The organism is Bradyrhizobium sp. AZCC 1693, from assembly GCF_036924745.1.
Classification (GTDB): Bacteria; Pseudomonadota; Alphaproteobacteria; order Rhizobiales; family Xanthobacteraceae; genus Bradyrhizobium.
In genome coordinates this window covers 483,135-495,512 of sequence record NZ_JAZHSD010000001.1, presented here as the reverse complement: position 1 = coordinate 495,512, position 12,378 = coordinate 483,135, and the positions used below count along the sequence as shown (strand labels likewise).

The following is a 12,378-nucleotide window of genomic DNA, read 5'->3' as shown; positions in this document are numbered from 1 at the left end:
TTGCACAAGAGGAGGCGATGAAACAATCGCCTCCTCCGCTTAACGCCGGCCCCGCGGCCTGGACCAGTTCGAAGCCGCCCTTGCTGCGGTTTTTGAATGCGTGCCACGCCGAGTTCGCTGGCGAGACCAGCGGCGCGGTCGCCGATTACATCCCCGAACTCGGCAAGGCCGACCCCGCCCATTTCGGCATCAGCCTCGCTACTCTCGACGGCCATGTCTATGAGATCGGCAACACGCAGGTCCCCTTCACCATCCAGTCGATGTCGAAGCCGTTCGTGTTCGCGCTGGCGCTGGACACGCTGGGTGCGGCGCGGGTCGAGAGTGTGATCGGCGTCGAGCCGTCGGGCGATCCCTTCAACTCGATCCGCCTCAACGCCGAGAACCATCCCTTCAATCCGATGGTCAATGCCGGCGCGATCGCCTGCTCCGGCCTGATCCATGAGGCCAAGGGGGACGCCGCGTTCGAATATATCCGGCAGGCGCTGGGCCGGTTTGCCGGGCGCGAGCTTGACGTCGACGACGCCGTCTACGCTTCCGAGAGCACCACCGGCGACCGCAACCGCGCGATCGGCTATTTGCTGCGCACCAATGCCGTGATCCGGGACAATGTGGCTGCCGTGCTGGAGGTCTATTTCCGGCAATGCGCCATCCTGGTGACGGCGCGCGATATCGCGGTCATGGCGGCCACGCTGGCTAATCGCGGCATCAATCCCGTAACCGGCGAACAGGTGCTGACGCCTTACGCCATCTCCCGGACGCTTTCCGTCATGACGAGCTCCGGCATGTACGACTACGCCGGGGAATGGATCTACCGGATCGGCATCCCCGCCAAGAGCGGGGTCGGCGGCGGCATCCTTGCGGCGCTACCGGCGCGGCTCGGCCTCGGCAGCTATTCGCCGAAACTCGACAAGCATGGCAACAGCGTGCGCGGCATCAAGGTCTGCGAGGCGCTGTCATCGCATTACGACCTGCATATGCTGAACCGCAGCGACGACGCCCGCAACAGCATCATCGCCGATTACGACATCGGCAACAGCCCGTCGCGGCGCGTGCGGCGCGCGCAGGAACAGAGCATCCTCGCGGCCCATTATCAGGACGTCCGCGTGATCGAACTGGTGGGCACGCTGTCGTTCTCCAATGTCGATTACGTCTCGCGCCAGCTTGCGGCCAAGCCGCGGCCGCAGCTCGTCATCTTCGACCTGCGCCGCGTCACGGCCATGACCCGCGCCGGCACCCGCCTGCTCGCCGAGGAATTCCACGAGCTCGCGGCCCACCACGTCACGGTGATCCTGTCCGGCATCAGGCGGTCGTCGCCGGACTGGAAGATGATCGGGGAATGGACGGAAGGCCTCAGCAACATCCGCAACTACTATTTGCTCGATGCCGCCATCGAATGGGCGGAAGACCAGGTGGTCTATCGCTACGGCGGCTCGATCGACTTTTTCGAGGCGACCGAACTTTCCGAACAGGCGCTGCTGGCGGGGCTGACGGACGAGGAACTGACCGATCTCGCCTCGCTCGCTTCGATCCGGACCTATCAGGCGAACGAAAAGATCATCGCCGCCGGCGATCCCGCGACCTCGGTGTTCTTTCTCAGGAGTGGCGTGGTCCATGTCACCCTGCCCGACGGCATCCGTCTGGCGACGCTGACGGCGGGAATGCCGTTCGGCGAGATGGCGCTATTGGAGCCGCACCGCTCCGCCGACGTCTTCGCCGACATGGCCGCGACGGCTTATGAAATCCCGCTCCGCGATTTCGAACGTTTCCGAAAGCAGCATCCGCGCGCCGGCGAGCGGATCATGCGCAACCTCGCGCAATTGCTGGCCGATCGCCTGATCCTCGCCAACGCCAAGCTGAATCTGTTGACGCCGAGCTAGGCTTCCGTGTCCCGGATGCTCATCGCCGAGTGGCTGGCTGTTATTCCGCCTACCCAGCCTTGCCTCGTCCATTCTTCTCGGCCGCGCGCCGCAGCGCATCGGCCAGTGCGCCGCCCTGGTCCTGCGCCTTGCGCGGCGCGGATGACGTCATCGACGCCTTGGAATACTCGCGCATCTTGGTTTCCGACAGCTTCGGGCCCTTGGCGCCGACTTCATCATCCAGCCGCAGCGTCAGCGCGATGCGCTTGCGGGCGACCTCGACCTCCAGCACCTTGACCTTGACGATGTCGCCCGGCTTCACCACCTCGCGCGGGTCCTTGATGAAGGTTTTTGACATCGCCGAGATGTGCACCAGGCCGTCCTGATGCACGCCGATATCGACGAAGGCGCCGAAGGCCGCGACGTTCGTCACCGTGCCTTCCAGGATCATGCCGCGCTTGAGGTCCTTGATCTCCTCGACACCTTCTTTGAAGACGGCGGCCTTGAAGGCCGGACGCGGATCGCGGCCGGGCTTTTCCAGCTCGCGCAGGATGTCGGTGACCGTGGGCAGACCAAAGGTTTCGTCGACAAAGGCCTGCGGCTTCAGCTGGCGCACGATCTCGGCATTGCCGATCAGCGCCTTGATGTCGCTCTTTGCTGCGGTGAGTATCCGCCGCACCACAGGATAGGCTTCCGGATGGACGCCGGAAGAATCGAGCGGGTCTTCACCGCCGTTGATGCGCAGGAACCCTGCGCACTGCTCGAACGCCTTCGGTCCCAGCCGCGGCACTTCCTTCAGCGCCTTTCGCGATTTGAACGGGCCGTTGGCGTCGCGATGCTGCACGATGCTTTGCGCCAGCCCTGCGCCGATGCCCGACACCCGCGCCAGCAGCGGCGCGGAAGCCGTGTTGGCATCGACGCCGACGGCGTTGACGCAGTCTTCGACCACGGCATCGAGCGAGCGCGCCAATTTGGTTTCACCGAGGTCGTGCTGGTATTGCCCGACACCGATCGCCTTCGGATCGATCTTGACGAGCTCGGCCAGCGGATCCTGCAGGCGCCGCGCGATCGACACCGCGCCGCGCAAGGTGACGTCGAGCTCCGGCAATTCCTCGGATGCAAAGGCCGAGGCGGAGTAGACCGATGCGCCCGCTTCGGACACCACGATCTTCGACATCTTCAGGTCCGGCAGCAGCTTGACCAGTTCGGTCGCCAGCTTGTCGGTCTCGCGCGAGGCGGTGCCGTTGCCGATCGCAATCAGGTCGACGCGGTGCGCGACCGCGAGCTTGCCCAGCGTCGCCAACGTCGCGTCCCACTGCCGTTGCGGTTCGTGCGGATAGACCGTGCTCGTCGCCACCACCTTGCCGGTGGCGTCGACGACGGCGACCTTGACGCCGGAGCGATAGCCGGGATCGAGCCCCATGGTGACGCGCGCGCCGGCTGGCGCCGCCAGCAGCAGGTCGCGCAAATTCGAGGCGAACACCCGCACGCCCTCGGTCTCCGCCGCCGTCCACAGCCGCATCCGCAGGTCGATGTTGAGATGCACCTGGATCTTGGTGCGCCACGCCCAGCGCGCGGTCTCGACCAGCCAGCGGTCGCCCGGGCGGCCCTGATCGGAAATGAGAAAGCACTGCATGATCTTCAATTCATACGCGCTCGGCACGTTGGCGACCGGAACTTGCGCATCGGGCAATATCTGCAGCTCGAGAATTTCTTCCTTCTCGCCACGGAACAGCGCGAGAATGCGGTGCGACGGCAGCTTGTGGAGGGCTCCGTTGTAGTCGAAATAGTCCTTGAACTTCTCGCCTTCGAGCTTCTTGCCCTTGCGCACGGTGGATGTCATCACCCCGTTCGACCACATTTCTTCGCGCAAGCGCCCGATCAGATCGGCATCCTCGGCAAAGCGCTCCACCAGGATCGCACGCGCGCCTTCGAGCGCCGCGGCGACATCCGCCACCTGCTTCTCGGCGTCGACGAAGGTCGCGGCCACCGCCAACGGATCGTTCTGCGGCTGCGTCAGCAACAGTTCGGACAATGGTTCGAGCCCGGCTTCCTTGGCGATCTCGGCCTTGGTGCGGCGCTTCGGCTTGAACGGCAGATAGATGTCTTCCAGACGCCCCTTGCTGTCGGCCGCCATGATTGCGGCTTCCAGCGTGGCGTCGAGCTTGCCCTGCTCGCGGACCGAATTGAGAATGGCGACCCGGCGCTCCTCGAGTTCGCGCAGATAGGTCAGCCGCTCTTCCAGCGTGCGCAGTTGCGCATCGTCGAGCCCACCGGTGATTTCCTTGCGATAGCGCGCCACGAACGGCACGGTGGCGCCGCCGTCGAGCAATTCGACGGTCGCCGAGATCTGCTGCTCGCGAACGCCGAGTTCTTCCGCGATCTGTCGATTGATATTTGCCACGGCCAAATCTTTCCCGAAACCAGCGCGGCAGGTGAGTCGCCCCCGCCGCCGGAGGCCGCTTATGGACCATCGCAGATTATTTCATCAAGGCGTCGCGGGAAACAAATTGATCTGTGGATGGCCTTAATCGAACAATTCAATATGTGCGAACAACCGGTTGCGACGACACAAGATAAAGGTGGATCGATGGCGTTGTAATGTGTAAACGGACGCTCCCTCCAGGAGCATCCATGTCAATCTGTGGCCTTGATTTCGGAACGTCGAACACGACGCTTGGCACCATCGAGGGCCAAGCGCCGGTTCTGGTGGCCCTGGAGGCCGCACAGACCACTATACCCAGTGCGATGTTCTATGAGGTGGACGGCGGCGTTCTGATCGGCCGCAGGGCTGTGGAAGCTTATGTCGAAGGCGCGCCCGGCCGCCTGATGCGGAGCCTCAAGTCGGTGCTCGGCACCTCGCTGATCGACGAAACCACCCGGCTCGGACGCGCACGGGTCAGCTTCCGCGACGTGATCGCCTATTACCTTGGCGCGATCAAGCGCCGCGCGGAACAGGCCACCGGCCGCGAACTGCGCGAGGTTGTTCATGGCCGGCCGGTGCACTTCGTCGACAACGCGCCGGACGCTGATCGCAAGGCGGAGGACACGCTGCGAACGATTGCGCGGGGGATCGGCTTTGACGAGGTCACGTTTCAGTTCGAGCCGATCGCCGCGGCTCTGGACTATGAGCGACAGATCACATCCGAGGAAGTCGCACTGATCGCCGATATCGGCGGCGGCACGTCCGACTTTTCGATCGTGCGTCTGGGGCCCGAGCGCCACGGCAAGGCCGATCGGGCGGCCGATATTCTCGCCAATGACGGCGTGCGCATCGGCGGCACCGATTTCGACCGTCAGCTCAGCCTCGGCGTGATCATGCCGCTGTTCGGATTCCGCAGCGCCATGAAGCGTGCCGGGCTTGACGTGCCGTCGAGCTACTTCCACGACCTCGCGACCTGGTCGAGCATCAACCGCATGTATGAACCGCGCGTGATGGCCGATATCCGCCAGGTCCGGCAGGAGGCCAGCGAGCCGGAACTTCTCGACCGGCTGATACGCGTGGTGCACGAACAGCGCGGCCATACGCTGGCGATGGAAGTCGAAGAGGCCAAGATCGCGCTCTCCGAGAAGCGCCGGGCGGACATTCCGCTGGAGTGGGTTACCCCCGGTCTTGGCGCTGATATCAGCCGCCCCGATCTTGTTAGCCATACAAAGCAGCTGGCCGATCGCATCGCGGCGCGTATCAACAACTGCCTTATCCAGGCAGGACTGGCCGCCGGTGATATCGACTCGGTGTTCCTGACCGGCGGCTCGGTAAAACTCGCCCACGTTCGCAACACGATCGCCAAGGCCATGCCGTCGGCCCGCATCGTCGAGGGTGACATCTTCGGCGCGGTCGGCAAGGGATTGACACTGGAGGCGCTGCGACGATACGGGCCTGCGAGCTGAGAACGGCCGCAGATCAGCCCACCACTTCCGTCACCGGCTGCAGATCGATGGCAAACGTTTCCAGGAACTTGGACGTCATGATGTAGAAGCCGACCGCGAGCTGCAGTTCGACCAATGCAGCCGGCGTCAGTTTCGAGGCAATCGCGTTGAAGGTCGCGTCCGTCGCCTTGTGACGCCGGACGATTTCATCGGTGAAGGCGAGCGCGGCGCGCTGCACTTCGTTGAAGCAGGTCGCCGCTTCCCAGTTCTCCAGCGCCTCGTTCTGTTCGTCGGTAACCCCGACATTCTTGCCGATCCGCTTGTGGGCGACGATTTCATAGGGCGCCTCGCACAGAATGCCGGTGCGGGTGATGGCGAGTTCGCGCACGATCGGGTCCAGTTCACCCTTGTGCCTGATGGCCCCGCCCAGCCGGCAGTATTGTTCGAGATAGCTCGGCGAATGCGCCATCATCCGGAAGATGTTCGCATTGCGGTTTTTGCCCAGCAATTCGCGGGTGCGCTCATTGTGCTTGGCGGGATCGCTATATTCGACGCGGGCCATTGATCACCTTGGGGTTTGGAGATTTTCTGATTTGTTGACAGGGGGATCATGCACCGCAGCAGAAAGCTGATCAACTGTCGAAACGTCGCCGCCTCAGGTTCGGGCCTGCGCCCAAGCCGCTAGACTCGCGCCAAAAAACTCCCTCTCTCGTGCACAAACCGGCTACGAGCGAGACAAATTGCCGCCTCAATGCTGGTCGATTCTCAGGACTGTCGATATTCGCTGAGTGGGGACTCAAAGGAGCGAATACTCGTCGCGGGGTGTTCCGAGTAAAACCAAACTGAGTTCATCAGGCCTTCACGGGCAAGGATGACTCATGCCCAAGTCTAGGGAGTTAGGCATGAAGGAAGCCACCAGGAAGGCGGCCTCGGAAGCGCTTGCGCAGACACTGGCGGTAACAGCGATGCTCGTCATCGCCAGCGTTGTGTTCTACTGGCACTGAATGTTGACGCGTCGAAGCACTCAGATTTTCACCTGTTCCGCGTAATTCTGGGTTGCTTCGTAGCGTGAGCATTTTGCCTGAAGCTTACTTCGCTTTCTCGAAATACGGGACCAGCTTTCCCGCAAACGGCCGATAGCTCACGATGACGATGTCGCCGATCGCGAGATCGTTGGCACCATGGGCCATCATGCGAAAGCCCTCGGTCGCATCGACCAGCACGATATTGTAGGGAACATGCGCGCGCGTCTCCGGCGTTGCGGCGCGGCACACCAGCGACGTCGCATAGACCGTCGCGGTTCCGCTGGCGCGCTTCTCAGTCGGATCCGGCGCACCGCAGGCGGCGCAGAAATTGCGGTGGAAATACTGCACGTTCCCGCACGCGCCGCAGGATTGATAGACGATGGCCTCGGCGCCCGTGGTCCAGTCGGCGAGTTTGTCGATCATCGCACCCGCTCCAGGAACATGCTCACATGCGACGACAGCACGCCGCCATCACCGTGCAAGAGCGCGATCGAGGCATCGCGGACCTGCCGAGGTCCGGCGCGCTCCGTCATCTGCAAATGCGTCTCGACCAGATGCGCCATCGCGCCGCCGACGCCGCAGTGGCCGTAGCTCAAAAGCCCGCCATGGGTGTTGAGGGGCATAACCCCTTCGCGGCCAAAATGCCCTGCCCGCACCCGCGCGGCCGCCTCGCCGCGCCCGGCAAGACCGAGGTCTTCCAAAAGCATCGCCAGCGTAATGGTGAAGCTGTCGTAGACCGCGGCGTAGCGCACGTCCGATATCGCTACGCCGGACGCGGCCTTCGCCTTGGCGACCGCAATCTCCGCGCCGAGCTCGCTCAAGGCGGGCGCGGCCGTGACGTGCTGATGGGTATGCGCCTGCGCGCAGCCGCGCACGCGAACGCCGGTCGCACCTGTTCGCTCACGGCTGACCACGAACGCCGCACCGCCGTCGGACACCGGGCAGCAATCCAAAAGCTTCAGCGGCATCGCCACCGGCTTTGAAGCCATCACGTCAGCGACGGTGATCGGCTCGTGGAACTGGGCACCGGGATGCGTCAGGGCGTGGGCGCGCATCAGCACCGCGAATTCGGCGAGGTCTTCCTGCGTGACGCCATATTCGTGCATGTAGCGCGACGCGACGAGGCCGTAATAGGCGGGGATCGTCGGCCCCAAAGTCACCTCGTAGTCGGGGTGACCGACCTGCGCCAGCGCCTGGATCGAGGCGTCGCGGCTCTGCCCGGTCAGACGATTTTCGCCGCCGACCGCCAGCATATGCTTTGCGACGCCGGCGTCGACCAGATGATGCGCCAGCATGGTCATGGCGAGCCCGGTGGCCCCGCCGACCTGCACCGCATGAGCATAGGATGGCTGGATACCAAAATGCTCGGCGAAAACGGTCGCCAGCATGATGTGCGGCGAAACCGTCGAATAGCCGCAGAGAACGCCGTCGATCTCGGATCGCTTCAGCCCGGCATCGGCAATCGCAAGCTCAGCCGCCTTGCTCATGAGATCGAGCGAGGAAGAGCCTTCGTGCTTGCCGTAAGATGTCAGCCCGACGCCGGTGATGAAGCTCATGGTCGTCTGTTTCTCAATACGACTTCGGCAGACCGAGCACTTTCTCGGCGATGAAGCTGAGAATGAGCTGCGGGCTGATCGGCGCGATGCGCGGGATCAGGGATTCCCGCAAATAGCGCTCGACGTGATATTCCTTGGCGTAACCGAAGCCGCCATGCGTCATCACCGCCTGCTCGCAGGCGTGAAAACCGGCTTCTGCAGCGAGGTACTTTGCAGCATTGGCGGCCGGGCCGCACTGCATGCCCTGGTCGTACTGCCAGCCTGCGCGCAGCACCATCATCCACGCGGCTTCCAGTTCCATCCAGTTCTTCGCCAGCGGATGCTGAATGCCTTGATTCATGCCGATGGGGCGGTTGAACACGATGCGGTTCTTGGCGTAGGCCGCAGCGCGCGACAGCGCGATCTGCCCGAGACCAACCGCTTCCGCCGCGATCAGGATGCGCTCCGGATTCATGCCGTGCAGGATATATTCGAAGCCGCGGCCTTCTTCGCCGAGGCGGTCCTCGACCGGGATTTCGAAATTCTCGAAGAACAATTCGTTGGAGTCGACAGGCTTGCGGCCCATCTTTTCGATCTCATGCACGGTGACGCGCTTCTTGTCGAAGTCGGTGTAGAACAGGCTCAAGCCCTGCGTCGGCGTCTTCACCTCTTCCAGCGGCGTGGTGCGCGCCAGCAGCAGAATTTTGTTGGCGACCTGCGCGGTAGAAATCCAGACCTTCTGGCCGTTGACGACATATTTGTCGCCCTTGCGCACCGCGCGGGTTTTCAACTGCGTGGTATTGAGGCCGGTATTGGGTTCGGTCACCGCGAAACATGACTTGTCGCGGCCGTCGATGATCGGCGGCAACATGCGGGTGCACTGTTCCTTGGTGCCGAATACGACGACGGGATTGAGCCCGAACACGTTCATATGCACGGCGGACGCACCGGACATGCCGGCGCCCGATTCCGAAATCGCCCGCATCATGATCGCGGCGTCGGTAATGCCGAGCCCCGAGCCGCCATATTCCTCAGGGATGCAGATGCCGAGCCAGCCGGCGTCCGCCAGCGCGCGGTGGAAATCGGCGGGGTAGCCGCCCTCCTTGTCCTTCTTCAGCCAATAGGCATCGTCGAAGCGTGAGCAGATTTTTCCGACCGCGTCGCGGATCGATTCCTGGTTGGCCGACAGCGCAAAATCCATCTATCTCGTCCTTACGTGTTTGGCACGGTCTTGGTGACGCCATCGCGCACCAGAGCGGCAATTTCGTCCGCCGAGAACCCCGCTTCGCTGAGGATTTCCGCACTGTGCTCGCTCAGGCGCGGGGCCAGCCGTATGGTTTCAACCGGCGTTTCCGAAAATCGCGCCGAAGGCCGCATGTTGCGGATACGGCCCTCGGTCGGATGATCGACTACGGGGAAGAAACCGGTCGCGACGATGTGGGGATCGCCCAGCAGGCTTTCGAGATCATGCATCGGCATGACCGGCACGTCGGCCTTTTCAAGGATATCGGTCCACTCGGCGGTGGTCCTGGTTTCGAGGATGCGCGCCAGTTCGGCATAGACCGTGTCGATGTTGACGGCGCGGCCGGCGAAGGTCGCGAATTTCGGATGGACGCGAAGATCGTCGCGCCCGGTGGCATCGAAGAAATTCTGCCACTGCTTGTCGTTGTAGACGATCACGCAGATGTAGCCGTCCGAAGTCTTGTAGGGCCGCCGGTCCGGCGACAGGTGTCGCGCATAGCCGCCTTTGTCGAGCGGCGGCTCATAGGTGAGGCCGCCCATGTGGTCGCCCATCACGAAACCGGCCATGGTTTCGAACATCGGGATATCGACGCGCTGGCCGCAGCCGGTACGGTTGCGATCGACAAGGCTGGCGCAGATCGCACCCACGGCCGTGAGCCCGACAATGCGGTCGACCAGCGCATTCGGGACATAGCGCGGCACGCCATCGGCGGTCTGCGCCATCAACGCCGGCAATGCCGTCGCGCCCTGGATCAGATCGTCATAGGCGGGCTTCGCCGCATAGGGCCCATCCTGGCCGAAGCCGAACACACCGGCATAGACCAGGCGCGGGTTGATTTTCGATACGACGTCGTAACCGAGATTCAGCCGCGCCATGGCCTGCGGGCGCACGTTGTATACCAGCACGTCGGCGGATTTGATCAGCCGCAGCACAGCGTCGCGCCCGGCGGGCTTCTTCAAATCGAGACAAATTGAGCGCTTGCTTCGGTTGGTGTTGAGGAACACCGGCCCCATGCCGGGATGACGGGTCGGCCCGATCTGCCGCGTCACGTCGCCATCCAGCGATTCCACCTTGACGACGTCGGCGCCGTAGTCACCGAGCATCTGGGTGGCATAGGGCCCCATCAGCACGGTCGTCATGTCGATGACCTTGATGCCTTCCAATGGTCCCATGGCTCAGCCCCGCTCCCCGCACCACGGCCATACGGCCTCGCATTGTTGTGCGGACCAAGTAACGGCAGGCACTTACGAAGATCAAGGCGCGCTCAGCGTATGGCCGTATGCGCGCGATGGCGGCTACTTCTTCGACGGCTATTCGACTACTATTTCTTGGACCTGGCGTCGCGCTCCCGGGTCAGGCGCTCCAGCTCATCATTCTGCTGGCTGAGGCGGTCGGCGATACGCGCTTCGTTCTGTTCGCCGGAGGCGGCAGCCGCCTGTTCGATCAACTGCCGGATATTGTCTTCCAGAATCCTGATCCGGTTGTTCAGTTCGGTCGATGACAACGAACTCTCGTTGCTCATGATGCACGCTCCGGAGGTGGCCCGGGCAAAAGCAAGCGCGCCCAGTGGCCTGATTTCATCGAGCGGTCGGTGGGCAAGGCACGCGCCTTTGCCCACCCTACGATAGCACTTTTGCGGTTACTTCGCAGCTTCCAGCACGGAGACGTAGTTTGCCACCGCCGCGCCACCCATGTTGAAGATGCCCGCAAGCTTGGTGTTCTTGAGCTGCATGCCCTCGGGCGCCTGGCCGACGAGCTGCATCGCGCTCATCACATGCATGGAGACGCCGGTGGCGCCGATCGGGTGGCCCTTGGCCTTCAGACCACCGGATGGATTGACCGGCAGCTTGCCGTCCTTCTGGGTCCAGCCTTCCAGAATCGCGCGTGCGCCCTGCCCGCGCGGCGTCAGGCCCATCGCTTCATATTCGATCAGTTCGGCAACCGTGAAGCAGTCATGGGTTTCGACAAAGGAAAGATCGGAGAGCTGCACGCCGGCCTGCGCCAGCGCGCGCTGCCAGGCGACCGTGCAGCCTTCGAATTGCAGGATGTCGCGTTTGGACATCGGCAGGAAATCCTGCGCGTGCGCGGTGGCGCGGAAATTCACCGCCTTGCCCATGGTCTTCGCGGTTTCCAAATCCGTCAGCACCAGCGCCGCCGCGCCATCCGACACCAGCGAACAGTCGGTGCGCTTCAGGGGGCCTGCGACGTACGGGTTCTTCTCGCTCTCCGAGCGGCAGAACTCAAAGCCATAATCCTTGCGCATCTGCGCATAGGGGTTGGCGACGCCGTTCTTGTGGTTCTTGGCCGCGATCATCGCCAGCGCGTCCGACTGGTCGCCATATTTCTGGAAATAGCCCTGCGCGATTTTGCCGAACACGCCGGCAAAGCCGCCGACGGTGTCGCCGTCCTCGGGCAGATAGGACGCCTTCAGAAGATAACGCCCGATATCGGCCGAGGGGGTCCGCGTCATCTGCTCGACGCCGACCACCAGCACGATTTTAGCCGCACCGGAGGCAATCGCCCGGATGCCCTGATGCACCGCGGCCGAACCGGTTGCACAAGCATTCTCGACACGGGTAGCCGGCTTGAAGCGCAGTTTGGGGTCGGCCTGCAGCACCAGCGAGGCCGTGAAATCCTGCGGCGAGAAGCCGGCATTGAAATGCCCGAGCACGATCTCGTCGACGTCTTCGGCTGAAATGCCGGCATCCGCCAGCGCCTCGGTCGCAACCTTCACCACGAGGCTCTCGACGGTTTCCGCGTCGAACTTGCCGAACGGCGTGTGCGCCCATCCGACGATGCTGGCTGTCATGGTCGATCTCCCTGTTTCGGTTCTGAAGCCTTTGTAGCCT

10 protein-coding genes are annotated in these 12,378 nt (G+C 63.2%); 2 read left to right on the top strand and 8 right to left on the bottom strand.

The window, feature by feature from the left end:
* Positions 1–17 precede the first annotated feature (17 nt).
* Positions 18–1,877 carry a glutaminase A gene (glsA, locus tag V1293_RS02410; protein WP_334506373.1) on the top strand — a complete coding sequence of 620 codons (1,860 nt, stop codon included), beginning with the start codon at positions 18–20 and terminating at the stop codon, positions 1,875–1,877.
* A gap of 49 nt (positions 1,878–1,926) precedes the next feature.
* Here glsA and V1293_RS02405 read toward each other — a convergent pair whose 3' ends face one another.
* Positions 1,927–4,260: a Tex family protein gene (locus V1293_RS02405; protein ID WP_334506371.1), complete on the bottom strand. Its 2,334-nt coding sequence runs from the start codon at positions 4,258–4,260 to the stop codon at positions 1,927–1,929.
* Positions 4,261–4,490: 230 nt separating this feature from the next.
* Here V1293_RS02405 and V1293_RS02400 point away from each other — a divergent pair, with 230 nt between their 5' ends.
* Entirely contained in the window at positions 4,491–5,747 is a 1,257-nt protein-coding gene (locus V1293_RS02400; RefSeq protein ID WP_334506369.1) for an Hsp70 family protein, read from the top strand.
* A gap of 13 nt (positions 5,748–5,760) precedes the next feature.
* On the opposite strand, the gene V1293_RS02395 is transcribed toward V1293_RS02400, so the two are convergent.
* From V1293_RS02395 to V1293_RS02365, 7 genes are all read right to left on the bottom strand, one after another.
* Positions 5,761–6,288, bottom strand: coding sequence for a carboxymuconolactone decarboxylase family protein (locus tag V1293_RS02395; RefSeq protein WP_334506367.1), 528 nt, complete (start codon positions 6,286–6,288; stop codon positions 5,761–5,763).
* A gap of 526 nt (positions 6,289–6,814) precedes the next feature.
* The gene (locus tag V1293_RS02390; protein ID WP_334506365.1) at positions 6,815–7,174 is read right to left on the bottom strand and encodes a Zn-ribbon domain-containing OB-fold protein; all 360 of its coding nucleotides are present in this window, start codon (positions 7,172–7,174) and stop codon (positions 6,815–6,817) included.
* Complete coding sequence (locus V1293_RS02385; RefSeq protein WP_334506363.1) at positions 7,171–8,307, bottom strand: thiolase family protein; 1,137 nt, start codon at positions 8,305–8,307, stop codon at positions 7,171–7,173. Before V1293_RS02385 ends, V1293_RS02390 begins: the two co-directional genes overlap by 4 nt.
* A 13-nt stretch (positions 8,308–8,320) precedes the next feature.
* Positions 8,321–9,487 carry an acyl-CoA dehydrogenase family protein gene (locus V1293_RS02380; protein ID WP_334506362.1) on the bottom strand — a complete coding sequence of 389 codons (1,167 nt, stop codon included), beginning with the start codon at positions 9,485–9,487 and terminating at the stop codon, positions 8,321–8,323.
* Positions 9,488–9,498: 11 nt separating this feature from the next.
* Entirely contained in the window at positions 9,499–10,701 is a 1,203-nt protein-coding gene (locus tag V1293_RS02375; protein ID WP_334506360.1) for a CaiB/BaiF CoA transferase family protein, read from the bottom strand.
* 149 nt (positions 10,702–10,850) lie between these two features.
* Positions 10,851–11,051 carry a hypothetical protein gene (locus tag V1293_RS02370; protein ID WP_334506358.1) on the bottom strand — a complete coding sequence of 67 codons (201 nt, stop codon included), beginning with the start codon at positions 11,049–11,051 and terminating at the stop codon, positions 10,851–10,853.
* 117 nt (positions 11,052–11,168) lie between these two features.
* On the bottom strand, positions 11,169–12,338 hold the full coding sequence (locus tag V1293_RS02365) for an acetyl-CoA acetyltransferase (RefSeq protein WP_334506356.1): 1,170 nt from the start codon (positions 12,336–12,338) through the stop codon (positions 11,169–11,171).
* Positions 12,339–12,378: the final 40 nt, after the last annotated feature.

Excerpts from the sequence above, each read along its gene's own strand:
- V1293_RS02390 (WP_334506365.1), bottom strand. The coding sequence starts at position 7,174 with ATGATCGACAAACTCGCCGACTGGACCACGGGCGCCGAGGCCATCGTC.
- V1293_RS02365 (WP_334506356.1), bottom strand. The coding sequence starts at position 12,338 with ATGACAGCCAGCATCGTCGGATGGGCGCACACGCCGTTCGGCAAGTTC.
- V1293_RS02375 (WP_334506360.1), bottom strand. The coding sequence starts at position 10,701 with ATGGGACCATTGGAAGGCATCAAGGTCATCGACATGACGACCGTGCTG.
- V1293_RS02395 (WP_334506367.1), bottom strand. The coding sequence starts at position 6,288 with ATGGCCCGCGTCGAATATAGCGATCCCGCCAAGCACAATGAGCGCACC.
- V1293_RS02385 (WP_334506363.1), bottom strand. The coding sequence starts at position 8,307 with ATGAGCTTCATCACCGGCGTCGGGCTGACATCTTACGGCAAGCACGAA.
- V1293_RS02400 (WP_334506369.1), top strand. The coding sequence starts at position 4,491 with ATGTCAATCTGTGGCCTTGATTTCGGAACGTCGAACACGACGCTTGGC.
- V1293_RS02370 (WP_334506358.1), bottom strand. The coding sequence starts at position 11,051 with ATGAGCAACGAGAGTTCGTTGTCATCGACCGAACTGAACAACCGGATC.
- V1293_RS02380 (WP_334506362.1), bottom strand. The coding sequence starts at position 9,487 with ATGGATTTTGCGCTGTCGGCCAACCAGGAATCGATCCGCGACGCGGTC.
- glsA (WP_334506373.1), top strand. The coding sequence starts at position 18 with ATGAAACAATCGCCTCCTCCGCTTAACGCCGGCCCCGCGGCCTGGACC.